We start from the raw sequence: 19,205 nt of genomic DNA, 5'->3' as shown, positions 1-19,205 counted from the left end.
GATTGTTTTTGTGATTAAGTTGAAGCTAGTATTCAATTTATTAATAATCCTTATCCTTAATAACCGAGTTTAATCCCCAATACCTTGAAATACATTGGTTAGACCAGTTGTTAGGGTCTTCTGAAATATCCTCGAAAAATATTGTTTTTGGTTTGTTTTTTAAAGGCGGTAATGTTAGGGTTGCTTCTTTGTGTTTTAAGTTACTATATCTATCATTTAGTTCTAAATTATAACGATCAGCGGCTCCGCTTATAAGATCTGAATAGGCAACTCTAATATTGTTGTTCTGACCCAAAAGGATAAAAATTAATGTGTAAATTAAAAATTTAACTGATTTTGTATAGATTATAAAGTCTGATTTTTTTTGTTTTAAATAGTAAAAGAATCCAAAGGATATATAAATAAGACCAATTAAAAACATAAAATAAATAACATTAATGGTTCTTTCAGGAGGTATTCTGCCAACACTCCAATAACCAGTAAAGAATCCTAGAAATGGGATAATTGCCACAAAAAGTACGGCAATAAAGGGATTAATATTGAAAAATTGGGAAGTGATTATGTTAGCTTTTCTTCTGAAATCATTGAAATAAATTAAAATAAATAAAATAATTAGAGGAAGCCATATTCCTATATAACTTTTAAGTCCTACTAAGGATTTGAACAATGAATAAATCAGTTGGTTTTTATTAGGGAAATAGGAAGCTCTCAGCGTATTTCCTGGAGATTTTACAACTAAAATTGAAAATGCTGTTATACACAGAACTAAAAGTAATAATGAATAATTTATTTTTTTGTGGTGTATGGAATTATAAATAAATACTGTAAAAATAAAATAGTCAATCAAAAGCATTGATACTTCATTTGAGCCAATGATAAGAAATGAACACAGAATAGATAATAGTAAATAAATTAAGTTTTTTACTTGTAGTAATTTAATTAAAAAACACATTAAAAATATAGACAAAATATTAGGGACCTGATACGTAATTGAACCAGCTAGCCAGTATACACCTTGCGAGATAGAGGGCATTTGAAAAAAATAAAGAATTAGAATGAGTGTAATTAAAACTAAAATATCTCTTTTTTTTAGATTAATAAATAGTAATGAAAGTAATGTGTATAGTGAAAAAAACAGGCCTAATATTAAAACTATTGGGACGAACTTATATGCATAAAATGGCTCAGAAACTAACTGTTCTATGCTTAACAGCGCAGATGAGGTGTATCTTCCAGTCCATGTTTGGTACCATGATATTTGTGCGTTCCAAAAACCTAGATCGTTACTTTTTATGTTAAAACAAAAATCGTCGGCGCTAGGGTTATTGTATATAGAAATGGTTACTAATGGTAGAAAGGTTAAGAATCCAATACTAAATATAAAATTATCACTTTTAAATAATTTTGAAACTTTGGATAGGATGAGTTGAATCGCGTGATAGTGCATTATTTAAATGTTATTTAATAAAATTACGGTACTTTTTCCATATAAGAAACAGCTGAAACGGAGCGTAAATAAAATTTGTTAATTTTAGCTTTGACCCAGAAATGTCATGCCATGATTTTAGAGGATGTTCAATAATCATGTTTTTATATTCTGGGAAAATAATGTCCCATCTTATTATCAATTCAATATCAAATAACCATTTGCTAATAAATTTATCTTTAAAAAGTTGAGTTATTAATGAGGATTCAATCAGTTTGAGCCCACATTGCGTATCATATATGTTTTTTTTAAATAGTATGCTAAATACGGTGGCAAATAACCTTCCTGTATAGTGCCTTTTTAAAGTTCGTTTAATATCCGAGCCTAAAAGATTGACTCGAGAACCCATAATGAATTTAATCTCGCTTCTTTCATTAATTATTTTAATGAAATTGCTTAATTCTTCAAGCTTCACGGATAAATCGGCGTCCATATATCCAATAAAATCATATTCTGACACCTGGTTTTTAAAAGAAAGAACAGCTGTTCTAATAGCTTCTGCTTTTCCTTTATTCTTGTCTAGAACAATTAGGCTAGAGTTTTTTAATTTATCACAAATTTGTTGAATAACAAATGTTGTATTATCGGTACTGCCATCATTAACGAATAAAAAATTTATATGCTGATGATCGCTACCAAATTTGATAAAGCTATCAATATTTAATCGGAGCTCTTCGTTGTAACACGGTATGATGATGATTAGTTTCATAGAGGTGTTATTCTTTAGAGGAGCAGATTATATAACACGATAATCCAGGTAAATTAAGTCCTGTTTTTTTTAAGAGTCTAGATACATGAAAATCTAATAACAAAGTGTTTTTAGTTATTTTTGTGAGTACGCGATTGCCTTTCCAGTTTCCTAAATTATCAAGGTTTTTATTTTTTTTAGAAGCTGTTTTCTCTATAATCAGTTGAAAACAACGAGTAATTAATAAAGTCGTGAAAAAATAACCGCCCTCAATGTAGTTAAGATTGACTTTTGTTATTACTTGTTTTAATTTTTTTAAATTATACCGTCGGTAATGTTTTAGAGCAATATCGTGTTGACTAAAAAGGCTTTGGTAAGCAGGGACAGTAATAATAAAGTAGGTGTCTTTACTAATAAAAGGCTGTTTAATTATATCGTTTAAGAAGTCGATATCCGATGGGACATGTTCAATAACATCTAACAATGTAACTATATCTATTTTGTTTGTTTTAACAGCACTAAGTGTTGTATGTAGCTTTAGGTTTTTGTTGTTAAAGTTGTTTTTTATTTTATTTATTTGGGCATCTGTATAGCCAATATCAACACAGTTGGAGTAAGTGTTTTTGAAATTAGAAGTAAAACTATTGGCTAAATATGCGTCCCCACTACCTACATCTAGAATTTCAATGTCACTTTTCTTTATTCTAGAAATAAATTTATTTATAATTATTTTTCTTGAGGTTTCCCAGGGGTGTCGAGTAGTGTTATCTTCATTAATCTCTATTAAATCCATTTATGATAAATTTGTTTTATAAAAAGTGACTTTTAAATTTCCACAGGAGCGAAATTAATTCATTTCTAATTTAAATTACTGTATTTAGTTTAATAAAAATAATACTAATTCATTCTTAATAAAATTTACTAGGAATTTTTAATTGAACTAAGCTGGGATGTATAGCTCTTGTGTTATAAAAAAAAATCCTGATAGTTTTCTATCAGGATTTTTAAAATTATGAGATTTCTGTTTTCACAGGAATTGGTTTATTCTTCAACTAAAACCCAGTCGCCTTTTGCTAATAAAGGTTCGGCTTGTTTGTATTTAAGGGTTTTGTTTTCGCCAGTAATAACTTGTTTGATAGTAACTTGATCGTTACGTCCAATTTTTGGTTTATCACGTACAATCGTTTCTATAACTTGTTGTTGACTTTGCGTATTACCTGCAGATCTGTTTTGTGCCGAACGTTCATCTAAATTAGGGATTTCGTCTTTTTGCACATTTAGTTTTTCCTGCTTACGCTCTTTAGCTTCTTGAATGGTATTTTGAGTTTCTTGAGGTAATTCACCTTTAAACAAGAATGAAATCACATCTTTATTCACTTCATCAATCATTCTTTTAAACAATTCAAACGCTTCAAACTTATAAATAAGTAATGGGTCTTTTTGCTCATGTACGGCTAATTGTACCGATTGTTTTAACTCATCCATTTTACGTAAATGGGTTTTCCATGCATCATCAATAATAGCAAGGGTAATGTTCTTTTCAAAATCGGTAATTAATTGTTTACCTGCTGTTTCGTAAGCTTTTTCAAGATCGGTTACAACATTTAAGGTTTTAATACCATCGGTAAAAGGAACTACAATACGTTTGAATTTATCACGTTGCGTTTCGTATACATTTTTAATAACAGGAAATGCTAGATCTGCATTACGTGTCATTTTTTCTTTATAATGATCGAAGGCTGCACGGTAAATTTTACCAGTAATTTCTTGAGCAGAAAGTTTACCAAATTCGGCTTCTGTAATTGGTGAACTCATAGAGAAATAACGAATCAATTCAAATTCGAAATTTTTAAAGTCGCTTGCCGTTTTATTGGTTTCAACAATACCTTCGGTAGTATCGAAAATCATATTCGCTAAATCAACACGAAGACGCTCACCAAATAAGGCGTGGTGACGACGTTTGTAAACCACCTCACGTTGGGCGTTCATAACATCATCATATTCTAATAAACGCTTACGAACACCAAAGTTGTTTTCTTCTACTTTTTTCTGCGCACGTTCAATAGATTTTGAAATCATAGAATGCTGAATTACTTCGCCTTCTTTTAATCCCATCCTGTCCATCATCTTCGCGATACGTTCACTACCAAACAAACGCATTAAATTATCTTCTAACGATACGTAGAATTGAGAACTACCAACATCTCCTTGACGACCTGCACGACCACGTAACTGGCGGTCTACACGACGCGAATCATGACGCTCTGTACCTACAATGGCTAAACCACCTGCTTTTTTAACTTCATCACTTAACTTAATATCGGTACCACGACCTGCCATATTCGTTGCAATGGTTACTTGTCCAGATTTACCTGCTTGATCTACAATTTCGGCTTCTTTTTTATGTTGTTTCGCATTTAATACATTATGTGGTATTTTACGAATACTAAGCATTTTACCAAGAAGTTCACTAATTTCTACCGAAGTAGTACCAATAAGTACCGGTCTACCAGCTTGCGAAAGTTGTGTTACATCATCAATAACCGCATTGTATTTTTCACGCTTCGTTTTATAAACTAAATCCTCTTTATCATCTCTAGCAATAGGCCTGTTTGTTGGTATTTCAACAACATCTAATTTGTAGATTTCCCAAAATTCACCAGCTTCTGTTACCGCTGTACCCGTCATACCAGACAGTTTACGGTACATTCTAAAGTAATTTTGAAGTGTTACAGTTGCAAAAGTTTGTGTAGCATCTTCAATTTTTACATTTTCTTTCGCTTCAATGGCTTGGTGTAATCCGTCAGAATAACGACGCCCATCCATAATACGGCCTGTTTGTTCATCTACAATCATTACTTTATTGTCCATGACCACATATTGAATGTCTTTTTCAAATAATGCGTAGGCCTTAAGTAATTGATTAAGTGTATGAATACGTTCCGATTTCACACCGAAATCTTTGTATAAGACTTCTTTTAACTTAGCTTCTTCAGCTAAAGGTAAGTTCTGATTTTCAATTTTAGCAATTTCAATACCTATTTCAGGCATAATGAAAAAGTTAGGATTGTCTTTACCAGAAATATATTCAACTCCTTTATCAGTAAGTTCTATTTGGTTGTTTTTTTCCTCAATAACATAGTATAACTCGGCATCAACCTTTGGCATTTCGCGGTTGTTGTCTTGCATATAAAAGTTCTCAGTTTTTTGAAGTAGTTGTTTAACACCTTCTTCACTTAAAAACTTAATAAGCGCTTTGTTTTTAGGAATACCACGGTAAGCACGTAGTAATTGAAAACCACCTTCTTTAGTATCTCCTGCAGTGATTAATTTTTTGGCTTCAGCTAAAACCCCTGTTAAATATTTACGTTGTACGGCAACAATATCATCTACTTTAGGTTTTAACTCGTTAAATTCATGACGCTCTCCTAAAGGGATGGGTCCAGATATAATTAACGGTGTACGCGCATCATCAACTAATACAGAATCGACCTCATCTACAATAGCGTAGTGGTGCGGACGTTGAACCAAATCGTTTGGTGAGTGCGACATGTTATCACGTAAATAATCGAAACCAAACTCATTATTGGTTCCGTATGTGATATCGGCGTTATAGGCTTTTTTACGGGCATCAGAATTTGGTTGATGGTAATCTACACAATCAATAGTCAAACCATGAAACTGAAAAATAGGGGCCATCCACGCGCTATCACGTTTTGCCAAGTAGTCATTTACCGTTACTAAATGCACACCTTTTCCAGAAAGTGCATTTAAGTACATAGGCAAGGTTGCTACTAAGGTTTTACCCTCACCGGTATGCATTTCTGCAATTTTACCTTGGTGCATGGCAATACCACCAATAAGTTGTACATCATAGTGTACCATATCCCAAGTAATGGCTTTTCCAGCAGCATCCCAAGAGTTAGACCAAATGGCCTGATCGTTATCTAAAGTTACATAGTCCTTATCTGCAGATAGTTCTCTATCGTAAGTACTTGCTGTAACCGCAATTTTAGTGTTATTTGTAAAACGTTTAGCAGTTTCTTTTACAACGGCGAAGGCCTCTGGTAAAATGTCGTTTAAAACATCTTCAGTCGTTTTGTAGGCGTCATCTTTAAGCTTATCAACGTCTAAGTAAATATCTTCACGTCTATCAATATCTTCAGTAGCTTCTGCTTCTTCAAGTAATTTGGCTATTTGGTCGTTTATAGGTTGTATTGCTTCAGCGATTATTGCTTTAAACTGTGCTGTTTTTGCCCTAAGTTCGTCGTTCGATAATCCTTCTAAAGCAGCTTCAAAAGCCTTGATTTTAGTTACAATAGGCGTAATAGCCTTTACATCTTGTTTGGATTTGTCGCCAACAAATACTTTAAGTACAGAATTTAAAAAACTCATGTGTATATATGTTATGTGTTAACTAGGATTTTCCTAGTGGTGAATTATTTTGTTTTTGTTACTTATTAAAAGCAATCAAAGATACATTTTGTAATATGTTTTATAAAGATTTAAGACAAAAAAAAAGCCTCAAACCGAGACTTTTTAACTTTTCTTTATGCTTTATTAATATTCATCCTCATTCCAAAGGTAATCTTCATCTGTTGGATAATCAGACCAAATTTCGTCAATAGAGTCGTAGGCATCACCTTCGTCTTCAATAGACTGTAAATTTTCAACAACTTCCAAAGGTGCTCCAGTTCTAATAGCGTAATCTATTAACTCGTCTTTGGTAGCTGGCCAAGGCGCATCACTTAAATAAGATGCTAATTCTAAAGTCCAATACATTTTTTGTGCGTTTTAATTTTGTGCAAAAATAAATTTTTAGTTTAAACACACAAGGAAAAAATGAATTATTTAATTGTTATTTCTAAGAACGTGTTGTTTTTAATTATAAATAGCTCAAATCAAGAGTCTTAATTTGGGCGTTTCCCTATCGGGTCGGGCTTTTCGTTACAATCTTTTTAAAACTTTACTCTGTGAACAAAGTCGGTGGTAATCTACTATAATTTAGATCACACAATTATTATTACATATCAATTTTAAAAAGGATTTTCACTGCAATCCCTAACGCATAACCGTTTTTACATGAAAATCACTGTTTTTCAGGAATCCATTTAATCTCGTTTGCTTGTAAGTCGTAAGTCAACTTTCGTGCCAACACAAAAAGATAGTCAGAAAGGCGGTTTAAGTACATTAAGGTATTTGGGTCCACTGTTTCAATATCGTTAAGTGCTGTAGCTAAGCGTTCTGCTCTTCGGCATACACAGCGTGAAATATGACAGAATGACACCGTTTGGTGGCCGCCAGGGAGCACAAAATGCGTCATAGGAGGCAAGGCTTCATTCATCGCATCCATTTCATGTTCTAAGCGTTCAATATTCTCGCTAGATATTTTCGGAATATTCAATCGTTCTTTTCCGTTTTTTAGCACTGCTTTTTCAGGGTCGGTTGCCAAAATAGCACCAACCGTAAATAATCGGTCTTGAATATGAATTAAAAGCTCTTTATAGTGAGAGTCAATCTCTTGGTCGCGAATTAAACCCAAATACGAGTTTAACTCGTCAACAGTACCGTAACTTTCAATGCGTATATGGTGTTTTGGCACACGTGTACCTCCAAATAATGCCGTGGTACCTTTATCTCCAGTTTTTGTATAAATTTTCATATTACGAAGTTAAAAGTTCTAAGTTAAAAAGTTGAAAGTTTTTCTAACTAATTCATGACTATTATTCCGCGAAAAAGTTTGAAGTAGAAGTCTTAAATTTAATGATGTCAAAAACCTGAAGCAACTCATTAATCTAAATGCGTATAGTGAAATGCTCTTTAACCTGTTCTTTTCTGAAAAACACAAACCCCCAAAAGAAGGTGTCGATGGTTACAGTAACTCGGGGATGTTGCTTAATGGTCTCCCAAGCTTGCGTCATGCCTTCCGACCAATAAATATCATCAAAAATAAATACAGAATCGTTGTGGACGGTATTTAGCAGTGTTTCAAAATAATGCAAAGTCGCCTCTTTTTGGTGGTTACCATCAAAGAAAACTAAATCGTATTTGTTTGATGTTTCTTTGCGTAGTATATCTTTAAAGTCACCTGTTTTTAAATTTATATTTTCTAATTGAAGCCTTTCAAAATTAGTTCTGGTATACTCAGAAATTACAGGGCATCCTTCAATAGTTGTGATTTTTGAGTTTGGAGCGCCTAAACGCATTGCATGTGTTGCGATACCTAAAGAGGTGCCTAATTCTAATATGGTTTCGAAATTGAAATAGGAGCTAAGTCGGTATAAAAGTTTGGCTCTTTTATTTGTACTGCCTGCATTTTTGGTGATTTCAGAAATGTTACGCTGATTTTCTTTAATGACTGTAGAGCCAGCACCTAGATCAGTTACTGTAATTTTAGTTTTAATTTGGAGTAGGTTTTCCTTGTAAGTTTCTATGTTTTTATAAGCCTCATAGGTAGAATGATCATAAAAACATTTGGTCACTAAATTATAAACAAAAGGAGAATGTACCCCATGTTCATTACTCGATTTTAGTAAAAATTTTAGGTATGATTTAATTTGGTGTGTCATGGTTTCTGAGTGTCAAAGAGACAAAGTTTCAATGCCACAAAGTAAGTACTCTGAGGCTTTGAAACTTTGTGGCTTTTCAGCTTTTAATTACCAAGTAACTTTTCTTGTAATTCCATCCAGCGTATTTCTTTGGTCTCTATGTCGTCAATAATCGTTTGCAAAGTTTTTGAAAGTTTGTTTATTTTATCGGGTGCTAATTCTGGGTTGTTAAATTTAGCTTCTAATTCTTTTTTATCAAAAGCTAACGATTTTAACTTGCTTTCAATGTTTTTAAGTTCTTTCTCCTCGTTGTAAGACAGTTTGTTGTCTTCTGTTTTTTTCCAAGAATTCTTTTCTTTTTTATCGTCTGAAGCATTTGAAATAGCGGGTTGGCTATCTTCATAAATTCTAAAATCGGTATAATTACCAGGGAAATCTTCAACAACGCCTTCTCCTCTAAAAACAAAAAGGTGATCTACCACTTTATCCATGAAATAACGGTCGTGCGATACCACAATCACACAACCTGGGAAGTCTAATAAGAAACTTTCAAGGACGTTTAGAGTTACAATATCCAAATCGTTGGTAGGCTCATCCAGTATTAAGAAGTTGGGGTTTTGAATTAAAACGGTACATAAATACAAGCGTTTACGTTCACCACCACTTAATTTTTCAACAAAATCGTACTGTTTTTTTCTACTGAATAAAAAGCGTTCTAGCAATTGTTGTGCAGAAATTTGTTTCCCTTTTTTAAGCGGAATGTAATCTCCAAATTCACGGATCACATCAATAACCTTCTGGTCGGGTTTTACGGTAATTCCATTTTGGGTATAATAACCAAATTTAACTGTTTCACCGATAACTACCTTACCCGAATCGGGCTGTCCTATTTGCGTTAAAATGTTTAGAAAGGTTGTTTTTCCAGTACCGTTTTTCCCAATAATACCGGTACGTTCGCCGTTTTTAAATAAGTATTCAAAATCATTAAGAATCACTTTGTCATCATACGATTTAGATACTTTATGAAATTCAACCACTTTACTACCTAAGCGTTCCATGTTTAGTTCCAGTTGAACTTCGTGGTCGTTTCTGCGTTGGCTGGCGCGGTGCTTTATATCGTGAAAATCGTCAATACGAGATTTCGATTTGGTGGTTCTTGCTTTTGGTTGGCGGCGCATCCAATCTAACTCCTTTTTAAAAAGTTGCTTGGCTTTGCCTGTTTCTACTTCTGTTTGTTCTATTCTAGCTTCGCGTTTTTCTAGATAATAGGAGTAGTTACCTTTGTAGTTATAAAGTTGGCCTTCATCTAATTCAATAATTTCATTACACACACGTTCTAAAAAGTAACGATCGTGCGTTACCATAAAAAGAGTGATGTTTTCTTTAGCAAAAAAGGCTTCAAGCCATTCAATCATTTCTAGGTCTAAATGGTTGGTAGGCTCATCTAAAACTAATAAGTCAGGCTTGTTAATAAGAGCATTCGCTAAAGATAAACGTTTTTTTTGTCCACCTGAAAGCGATCCTACTTTTTGGTGTATATCGTCTAGTTTTAACTTAGAAAGTATTTGCTTGTATTGGGTTTCAAAATCCCAAGCTTGGTGCTGTTCCATTTGCTCGAAGGCATTTTGGTAGGCATCGGCATCTTCGGGGTTTAAAAGTGCTTTATCGTAGTTCGAAATGACTTTTAAAATAGGGTTGTCGCTCGCAAAAATGGTTTCTTCAACCGTTAGGGCTGAATCAAATTTGGGATCCTGAGATAAAAATGAAACGACTATATCATTTCTGTAAGTGATGTTACCCGAATCGGCTTCATCATCACCAGAAATAATATTTAGAATGGATGTTTTTCCAGTACCATTTTTAGCTACGAAGGCTATTTTCTGGTCTTTATGGATACTAAAAGAAATGTTTTCGAAAAGGGTTAATTCTCCGTAAGATTTCGATATATTTTCAACAGTTAAATAATTCAAAAGGCTATATTTTTTACAAAGAACGCATAAAAAACCAAAAACTCAGTGATAAGTTTTATTGTTCATTATGAAAAGTTATATTTGTGATAAATCTATTACCCCTATGCTCAAACAAATATTCCTGCTTATTTGTATATCAATCAGCGTTTTATGTTCTTCTTGTATCACCAATAAAGATGTTGTGTATTTGCAAGATAAAGGTACTACTAAACAAGATTCTTTATTGGTTAAAGAATTATATAAGCCATATCGCGTTCAAGTTAACGATATTCTAAGTATAAACGTAAAAGCTTTAGATAATGAATTGACCGCTATTTTTAACCCAGTTGAAGGTGCTAGTTCTGGAAATTTATATTTTAACGGCTTTACTGTAAATTTACATGGTAATATTAAATTTCCTATTTTAGGAGAGATTAATGTTTTGGGTTTTACTATAAATGAAATAGAAAACAAAGTAAAAAGTGAATTATTAGCCCAATATTTTAAACAATCGGCACAGTTGTTTGTTACCGTTAAATTGGCTGGGTTACGATATACAACTATTGGAGAGGTTGGAACAGGGGTACAGACGCTTTTTCAAGACCGAGTAAATATTATTGAAGCTTTAGCGAATGCAGGTGATATTAAAGATACAGGAGATAGAAAAGATGTTTTAATCATTCGTCAATATCCCGATGGGCAAAAAATACATCATATAGATTTAACAGATATTGCTGCAATGCAATCGCCCTATTATTACATTCAACCTAATGATATTATCTTAGTAAAGCCTTTAAAACGTAAAGCTTTGGGAGCTGGCCAAACGGCTATACAAAATTTAACAACTGTGGCGTCTATTTTATCAGTGTTGGTTTCCACGTTTTTTTTAGTTAAAAATTTATAAGCTTTTAGTATGAATGATGAATTTGAAGTATCGGAATCGCAATTTCAATCGGTATTTGATTTTAAAGCTTTTTTATTTAAAGCTCTAAGTTATTGGAAACTCTACATACTTTTTATTGGTATAGGTGTTTTTATAGTGTACCAACAAAATATACGAAAACAACAGTCCTACAGGTTAAGTACTCAAATTTCAATTGAAGAAGAGTCGAATCCTTTATTTACTTCAACAACCAGTTTGACCTTTAATTGGGGAGGTGTGTCAGGAAAAGTGCAAACCATGATGACGTCTTTAAGTTCGCGTTCCATTCATGAAAAAGTAGTTGATAATCTTGAGTTTTATGTGTCTTATTTAAAACAAGCACGCTTTAGAAAAGACGATATTTATAAACAGGCACCTTTTAGATTTAGGTTAATCCCTAATACGAATCAGGTTTTAAACATCCCTATAAAAATTGTATTCTTAGATAAAAATAAATATGAGTTAACTTTTAACTTTACTAATAGTGTTGTAAGAACACAAAACTTCACAACCAAGGAACGGCTTAATGTGGACGTTCCTATTCAAGAACTTAAAATGCAGTTTGCTTTTGGAGAGCCGGTGATTCTTCCCTATTTTAATGGGACTATAGAATTAGCTGAAAAAAGAAGTGTTAATCCTGGAGATGAGTATTTTATACAATTTAGTGATTTTGATGCGGTTGTTGCTAATTATAAAAATAGACTATCGATAGATAATCCTCGAAACTCTGCCATCCTAAACTTGAGTATGGTAGACGTTAATACAGGTAAAATTGTAGACTATTTAAATGAGACCGTTCAAGTTTTAAGCGAAGACCAATTAAATAGAAAAAACCAGTTTGTTACCAATACCATCAATTTTATTGATGCCCAATTAGAAAGGGTGCGTTCACAACTTACTTTGAATGCAGATTCATTAAACGATTATAGAGAACAAAACAAGATTTATAATATAGACGGTGAAAGTGCCACTATCAATAATAAATTAACGAGCTTAGAGTTAGAGAAAGATAATATGAACAGGAAACTGGCTTACTATGCCAGTTTAAAAAACTACTTAGAAACCAGTAATTCATTTACCGATGTTCCAGCTCCATCTATTGCAGGGATAGATGACGGAAATATTTTAGCAAATATTGGAAAGATTAATCAGCTATCCGTCCAAAAATCAAAGTATGAATCTACCGTAAGAAAAGATGCTTTAATTTTTGATGATCTTAATAGGCAAATAGAAGGTCTAAAAACGGTGCTTATGGAAAATATAAGTTCTGCAACCAATGGGATAAAAAGAGAAATGCAGACTATAAATTCTAAAATAGCCATTGCAGAATCTGAAATTAGAAGACTTCCTAAAGCCCAACAAAAGTTATTGAGCATTAGGCGCCAATATGCCTTAAGTGAGCAAACTTATAATGTGTTTTTGGCAAAACGTGGTGAGGCTGATATTATTAAATCGGCAAGTGTTTCTGATGTTATGATAATAGACACCGCTAAAGATACGGGAGCTATTCCTATTGATTTGAAATTAAGCTCCAGGTATTTGTTCGCCGTTATTGGAGGGTTACTGTTGCCTTTAGTTCTAGCTTTCTTGTTAACGTTTTTGGACAATAAAATTCATAACCCTCAGGTTTTAGAAAACCTGTCTAGAATTCCTTTATTAGGAGTTGTTGGTAAAAGTAATATTGAAGGTAATTTAGTGGTGCATCTAAAACCGAAATCGGTTGTTGCTGAGGCGTTTCGAGGTATTAGGTCTAGTTTACAGTATATGTACAATAAAAGAGATTTAAATAGTTCAAAAACAGTTATGGTTACCTCGTCTGTGAGTGGAGAAGGGAAAACGTTTTGTTCTATTAATATTGCGACCGTTTTTGCCTTAAGTGGAAAAAAAACTGTTTTAGTAGGACTGGATTTAAGAAAGCCCAAAATTTTTGGAGATTTTGAAATAAAAAATGATATTGGTGCCGTAAATTATTTAATAGGGCAAAATAATGTTGAAGAAATTGTTCAACAAACGAATGTGCCTAACTTAGATGTTATAACTTCAGGACCAGTACCTCCTAATCCTTCGGAATTACTTATAGGTGAGAAAACGGATGCATTAATGGCGGAGCTAAAAGAAAATTATGATTTCATAGTTTTAGATACGCCTCCCATAGGTTTGGTCGCAGATGCTTTTGAACTCTTAAAATACACAGATGCCACCATATATGTGGTGCGACAGGACTACACGGAAAAAGGCATGTTAAACCTTGTAAATGATAAGTATGATAAAGGAGAGGTTAAGAATATAAGTTTCCTATACAACTATTATGACCAAAAAGGGAAATATGGCTACGGCTACGGCTACGGCTATGGCTACGGCTACGGTTATGGACATTATGCAAATGGCTATCATGAAGATGATAAATCTAAAAAGGGTTTTTTAGACAAGTTAAAAAAGAAATTTAAAATAGGTTAATTGATCGACCTATGTTATTCTATAATTAGAAGTTGGAATCCAAATGGATAACATTGGTAGTTTTGATATGTTTCGAGTAAATACAACAATGAATACATTACTAATAACAGCCATAAAAGGAGCTATTTACGCGGGGGCAGAAATAATGAAGATTTATTCTGAAGATTTTGAAGTCACTTTAAAACAAGATAATTCGCCATTAACAAAGGCAGATGAAGAAGCCAATTCTGTAATTAACTCTTATTTAGTAAAAACGGGGATTCCAATTATTAGTGAAGAGAATAAACAGGTCACATATGCTATTAGAGAAAAATGGGATACTTGTTGGATGGTCGATCCACTAGATGGGACTAAAGAGTTTGTTAAGAAAAACGGAGAGTTTACGGTCAATATAGCTCTTATAAAAAATAACACACCTGTTGTCGGTGTTATTTATGTACCAGTGTCCAAAACGTTATATTATGGCGCTGTTTTAGATAATAAAGCGTATAAGTGTCAATTAAATTCACATGAGTTTACAGAAAGTATAATTCAGAATAGTATACCATTAGTGCCTCAAAAAAAATATAATAATCAAATTAAAATAGTAGGAAGTCGTTCTCATAAAAGTAAAGAAACAAATGCATTTATTCAACAATTACAGTCTGAAGGAAACGACATTAGTTTGGTATCCAAAGGAAGTTCTTTAAAGTTTTGTTTAGTTGCTGAAGGCAGCGCTAACATATACCCTAGATTTGCACCAACAATGGAGTGGGATACTGCTGCAGGACATGCTATTTGCAGTGCTGTTGGGTTAAAAGTGATGCAGGTTGGTTTAAATGAAGGATTACAATACAATAAAGAAAATTTATTAAACCCCTATTTCATAGTACAGTAAAAATAATGAAGCACAATAAAGAGCAAAACTATACTATAAATAGGCAAGATAGGTCGCTAATAAACAAACACAAACCCTGTTTGATTTGGTTTACAGGTTTGTCGGGTTCAGGAAAATCGACCATTGCAAATTTGTTGGAAAAAGAATTACATAAGCATAACATTCATACGTACACCCTGGATGGTGATAATTTAAGGCGTGGTTTAAATAAAGATTTACTTTTCACAAAAGAAGATCGTGTTGAAAATTTAAGACGTACCGCTGAAGTTGCCAAATTATTTATAGATGCTGGTTTAGTAGTCATTGCAGCGTTTATTTCACCTTATAATAAAATAAGAGAAGACATAAAAACGATTGTAGGAAGCGATTACTATATTGAAGTATTTGTAAATCCACCATTGGAAGTGTGTGAACAACGAGACGTTAAAGGTTTATATAAAAAAGCTAGAACAGTAGAAATTAAAAACTTCACAGGTATTAGTTCGCCTTTCGAAATACATTTAAATTAAACTGTTGAAATTCATAAAATTAAGGAGGGTCCTAAAGAAGCAATTTCTAAAATTTTTCCAAGTTTAGAAAGTAAGCTATAATAAATTTTAATTTTTAAAATGCAACTTGAAACTAGAGTATATCAAAAAGAAAACAATTTAAAAATAGGCAAGCTATTAAAAGCGAGTGCTAGAGATTTTTTTGGGTCTCATTTTTTGGCAAAACAATTAGCCACTAGGGATATTACTTCACAATACAGACAATCCTATTTAGGTATTTTATGGGCCTTTATAGCACCAATTTCTTCTGCTTTTGTCTGGATTTTTTTAAGTGCAACAGGTACCGTAAACCTTTCGGATACAGGAGTTCCATATCCGGTATTCGTGTTCTCTGGTACTTTAATTTGGTCAATAATTATAGAGTCGATTAATTCTCCAACAAGTAATACCAACGCAGCCCGTGGGATAATGACGAAAATTAACTTTCCAAAAGAAGCCTTAATTTTATCTGGTATTTACAAAATACTTTTTAATAGTTCTATTAAGATCATATTATTGGTTATTTTAATTTTTGCATTTGGAGTTGGGTTTCATTTTTCTTTGTTGCTATTTCCCTTTGCAATAATAGCAGCCATTGTGTTTGGTACTACTATAGGCTTGTTTTTAACACCTATAAGCCTTATTTATACAGATATTGCTAGAATAATTGGAATGGGGTTGAGTTTATTAATGTATATAACACCTGTAGTTTATACAATTCCTAAAGAAGGACTTATGAAAACTGTTATGGAGTTGAACCCTTTTACGTCCTTAATTTTAACAGCAAGAGATCTAGCCTTAGGAAATACACCTGAATATTTGAGTTATTTCTGTGGTATTTTTATAGCTAGTGTGTCCGTGTTTTTTATAGGATTGTTGTTTTATAGAATATCCATTCCCATTATTGTTGAACGTTTAAGTGCTTAATATGAAAGAGGACGAAGTATTAGTAAAAGTAGAAGGACTATCAAAAAAATTCTGTAAAGATTTAAAAACCAGCTTGTGGTATGGTGTAAAGGATTTAGTATCCAATATAAAGGGAAACAAAAATGAAAGGCTATTACGTGATAAAGAATTTTGGGCAGTAAAAGACGTTAATTTTGAATTACGTCGTGGTGAATGTTTAGGTTTAATAGGGCATAACGGAGCAGGAAAATCTACTTTGTTAAAAATACTAAACGGCTTAATCAATCCAGATGCAGGAAAAATCACTATTAATGGCCGTGTTGGCGCGCTTATTGAATTGGGAGCAGGTTTTAATCCCATTTTAAGTGGGCGTGAAAATATTTACAACAATGGAGCGGTTTTGGGATTTACCCGAAAGGAGATTGATGCGAAAGTAGAAGAAATTATAGATTTTTCTGAGATACGAGAGTTTATTGATATGCCTGTGCAAAATTATAGTTCTGGTATGAAAGTACGTTTGGGCTTTGCTGTTGCGGCACAAATGGAGCCTGACGTTCTTATTATTGATGAAGTTTTAGCAGTTGGAGATGTAAGTTTTAGAGCAAAATGTTATGATCGTATTTCTGAATTAATGAAATCATGCTGTATTATTTTAGTAACACATTCAATGCCTCAGGTTTCAAAAATATGTACAACATCTATTTTGATGCACAAAGGGCAAATAAAAGCTCATGGTAACAACGGTAATGTTATTGAAGCATATTATGACGATAACTATATTGAGGATAAGCCGACTCTGATTCATTCTGAAGATTGTGTTTTGGAGTACTTTAGAACAAAAGAAAAGGTGTTTAATGGACAAATAAAAAATTTGGAAGTTGATATTAGTATTTTATCCGAAATAGAAACAGATGATATTGATATCAGTATTTTTTTAATGAGTAGAGAGTTAATTCCTGTATGTCAAACTAGTTCTAAATTTTTTAATAAAAAAATAGCTTTGCATAAAGGAGTAAATTCGGTTAAGTTTATAATTGATGAACTTTATTTGAATACTGGAATATATAAATTTTCAATTACAATTGAAGGGATTAATACAAATAAAATTTACTTATGGATGCAGAATCTAAATTCAATACAAGTTTTTAATCAATTTACTTTGGTTAGTCCAATAATAATTAAAGGAAAGTTTATATGTTAAGTTTTTTTACTAAAAAAAGAAAGATAAAAATTGGAAAGAACTTTTTAGTTTTAAACACTTCTAATCCTCACGAAAAGAAATATTATGAATCAATTCATAATGATGACTATTATATTTCTAAAAATTTAATAAAACAAGGAGATAAGGTTTTAGATTTAGGTGCTAACATTGGATTTACAGCTTTGTTATATTTAAGTTTTGGAGCTTCTGAAGTATATGCTTTTGAACCTGTGTCTAGTTTAGTTAAAAGACTGAAAGCTATTAAGTCTAGTAAAATTAAGGTGTTTGATTTCGCGTTATCTGATTATAATGGATTTAGTGATATTTACTTGTCAACATCACATAATCAAGGACATTCATTAAACGATAGTTGGCCGGAACGTTTTGGTAACGTTTTTAAGAAAATTAAAAGAGAAAAAGTTAAAGTTGCTGCTTTAGACTCCTTGCTTATTGACGAAGTTTTTAATTTTATTAAAATAGATGTAGAAGGAATGGAAGAAAAAACTATAAAAGGAGGTGATGTTTTTTTTAAAAGAAATAGGGATGCTATTGTACAAATTGAAATTTATTATTGGCAATTTGAAATCACACATCAATTATTGTCAAAATATTATGAAAACACCTATATACCAATAATTGAAAATGGAAAATTAAAAAGTTTTAAAAATTTAAATTCATTTAAAGATTTAAGCGAAATACAATTTGATGGAGCTCCTAATTATGTTTATTCAAATTCATTAATTTTTATTGAAAAGAAGTAAAGGGAATGAAAGAGAAAATTAAAAAGTTTTTAAGTTTTTTCGGATTAAAAATAATTCGAATAAAAAACAACCCAGTTCCACCAAAAGCACCAGATTCTAACTCTAGAGAATTTGCTTTAAATGGTAATGTTGAAGCACCTTATAATAAACTACCGTTTGCAGGCGAAACCCTTAAAAAATTTATTACAGATTTTGATTTCCTAACCGTTTTAGATATCGGTAGTGGTGAAGGAAAGCATAGCGATATGTTAAAACAAAATGGAAAAAAAGTAACCTCAATAGACTTCGGGAAATCTATATATTTTGAAAAACGTAATGATAACCATACTTGTGTTTTTGGAGATTATTATACTCATGATTTTGGAGAACAATTTGATGCTATTTGGGCATCTCATGTTTTAGAACACCAACCAAACCCAAACTTGTTTTTAAAAAAAATACATAACGATTTAAAGGAAGGTGGCATATTAGCAATTACAGTACCTCCATTAAAACATGAAATTGTTGGTGGGCATGTTACGCTTTGGAATGCAGGTTTATTGATGTATCAATTAATAATGGCAGGATTTGATTGTAGTAATATTTCCATTAAATCATATGGCTATAATATTAGTATTATACTAAAAAAGAAAAGCATAGCGTCTTATCCAGATTTGAGTTATGATAGTGGAGATATACTAAAACTTGAAAAGTATTTTCCAATGGGGACTACAGAGCCCTTTAATGGTAGCATTAAAGAATTAAATTGGGTCTAATTTGAAAAAATAGATACTTATATATGCTTACAATAGTTTAAGCGAGGAAGAGCTTTTATTTTGGGAAGACACACATGAAAATCTACAAAATAAAGGTTATACTTTATTTTTTTGTAATTATTTTCACA

16 protein-coding genes are annotated in these 19,205 nt (G+C 32.3%); 8 read left to right on the top strand and 8 right to left on the bottom strand.

What is annotated here, in order from left to right; all coding sequences use genetic code 11:
* Positions 1 to 40 precede the first annotated feature (40 nt).
* The 8 genes from Q5N74_RS11185 to Q5N74_RS11150 all read right to left on the bottom strand — a co-directional run bounded on the left by Q5N74_RS11185 (position 41) and on the right by Q5N74_RS11150 (position 10,692).
* Positions 41 to 1,447, bottom strand: a complete 1,407-nt coding sequence (locus Q5N74_RS11185) for a DUF6056 family protein (RefSeq protein ID WP_304388894.1) — start codon at positions 1,445 to 1,447, stop codon at positions 41 to 43.
* Between the two features lie 10 nt (positions 1,448 to 1,457).
* Positions 1,458 to 2,195: a glycosyltransferase gene (locus tag Q5N74_RS11180; protein ID WP_304388893.1), complete on the bottom strand. Its 738-nt coding sequence runs from the start codon at positions 2,193 to 2,195 to the stop codon at positions 1,458 to 1,460.
* Positions 2,196 to 2,202: 7 nt separating this feature from the next.
* Positions 2,203 to 2,967 carry a methyltransferase domain-containing protein gene (locus tag Q5N74_RS11175; RefSeq protein ID WP_304388892.1) on the bottom strand — a complete coding sequence of 255 codons (765 nt, stop codon included), beginning with the start codon at positions 2,965 to 2,967 and terminating at the stop codon, positions 2,203 to 2,205.
* A 248-nt stretch (positions 2,968 to 3,215) separates the two neighbouring features.
* On the bottom strand, positions 3,216 to 6,569 hold the full coding sequence (gene secA / locus Q5N74_RS11170) for a preprotein translocase subunit SecA (RefSeq protein ID WP_304388891.1): 3,354 nt from the start codon (positions 6,567 to 6,569) through the stop codon (positions 3,216 to 3,218).
* Positions 6,570 to 6,734: 165 nt separating this feature from the next.
* Positions 6,735 to 6,956: a DUF2795 domain-containing protein gene (locus Q5N74_RS11165; protein WP_044638512.1), complete on the bottom strand. Its 222-nt coding sequence runs from the start codon at positions 6,954 to 6,956 to the stop codon at positions 6,735 to 6,737.
* 307 nt (positions 6,957 to 7,263) lie between these two features.
* Positions 7,264 to 7,836 carry a cob(I)yrinic acid a,c-diamide adenosyltransferase gene (locus Q5N74_RS11160; protein WP_304388889.1) on the bottom strand — a complete coding sequence of 191 codons (573 nt, stop codon included), beginning with the start codon at positions 7,834 to 7,836 and terminating at the stop codon, positions 7,264 to 7,266.
* Between the two features lie 133 nt (positions 7,837 to 7,969).
* Positions 7,970 to 8,743 (bottom strand): O-methyltransferase, encoded by a 774-nt coding sequence (locus tag Q5N74_RS11155; protein ID WP_304388888.1) that lies wholly within the window; start codon positions 8,741 to 8,743, stop codon positions 7,970 to 7,972.
* 83 nt (positions 8,744 to 8,826) lie between these two features.
* Positions 8,827 to 10,692 (bottom strand): ABC-F family ATP-binding cassette domain-containing protein, encoded by a 1,866-nt coding sequence (locus tag Q5N74_RS11150; protein WP_304388887.1) that lies wholly within the window; start codon positions 10,690 to 10,692, stop codon positions 8,827 to 8,829.
* 103 nt (positions 10,693 to 10,795) lie between these two features.
* Here Q5N74_RS11150 and Q5N74_RS11145 point away from each other — a divergent pair, with 103 nt between their 5' ends.
* The 8 genes from Q5N74_RS11145 (at position 10,796) to Q5N74_RS11110 (ending at position 19,077) form a co-directional block, all read left to right on the top strand.
* Entirely contained in the window at positions 10,796 to 11,575 is a 780-nt protein-coding gene (locus tag Q5N74_RS11145) for a polysaccharide biosynthesis/export family protein (protein ID WP_304388886.1), read from the top strand.
* Positions 11,576 to 11,584: 9 nt separating this feature from the next.
* Positions 11,585 to 14,050: an exopolysaccharide transport family protein gene (locus Q5N74_RS11140; RefSeq protein WP_304388885.1), complete on the top strand. Its 2,466-nt coding sequence runs from the start codon at positions 11,585 to 11,587 to the stop codon at positions 14,048 to 14,050.
* A gap of 88 nt (positions 14,051 to 14,138) precedes the next feature.
* Positions 14,139 to 14,927, top strand: coding sequence for a 3'(2'),5'-bisphosphate nucleotidase CysQ (gene cysQ, locus Q5N74_RS11135; protein WP_304388884.1), 789 nt, complete (start codon positions 14,139 to 14,141; stop codon positions 14,925 to 14,927).
* Between the two features lie 5 nt (positions 14,928 to 14,932).
* A complete protein-coding gene (gene cysC, locus Q5N74_RS11130; RefSeq protein ID WP_304388883.1) occupies positions 14,933 to 15,436 on the top strand; it encodes an adenylyl-sulfate kinase in 504 nt (167 codons plus the stop codon).
* Between the two features lie 99 nt (positions 15,437 to 15,535).
* A complete protein-coding gene (locus tag Q5N74_RS11125; protein ID WP_304388882.1) occupies positions 15,536 to 16,381 on the top strand; it encodes an ABC transporter permease in 846 nt (281 codons plus the stop codon).
* A 1-nt stretch (position 16,382) separates the two neighbouring features.
* Complete coding sequence (locus tag Q5N74_RS11120; protein WP_304388881.1) at positions 16,383 to 17,561, top strand: ABC transporter ATP-binding protein; 1,179 nt, start codon at positions 16,383 to 16,385, stop codon at positions 17,559 to 17,561.
* On the top strand, positions 17,555 to 18,322 hold the full coding sequence (locus Q5N74_RS11115; protein WP_304388880.1) for an FkbM family methyltransferase: 768 nt from the start codon (positions 17,555 to 17,557) through the stop codon (positions 18,320 to 18,322). Before Q5N74_RS11120 ends, Q5N74_RS11115 begins: the two co-directional genes overlap by 7 nt.
* 5 nt (positions 18,323 to 18,327) lie before the next feature.
* On the top strand, positions 18,328 to 19,077 hold the full coding sequence (locus Q5N74_RS11110; protein WP_304388879.1) for a bifunctional 2-polyprenyl-6-hydroxyphenol methylase/3-demethylubiquinol 3-O-methyltransferase UbiG: 750 nt from the start codon (positions 18,328 to 18,330) through the stop codon (positions 19,075 to 19,077).
* The last annotated feature ends 128 nt before the right edge of the window (positions 19,078 to 19,205 follow it).

The organism is Mariniflexile sp. AS56 (genome assembly GCF_030552475.1).
Classification (GTDB): domain Bacteria; phylum Bacteroidota; class Bacteroidia; order Flavobacteriales; family Flavobacteriaceae; genus Mariniflexile.
This window is presented reverse-complemented; position numbering and strand designations above follow the sequence as displayed.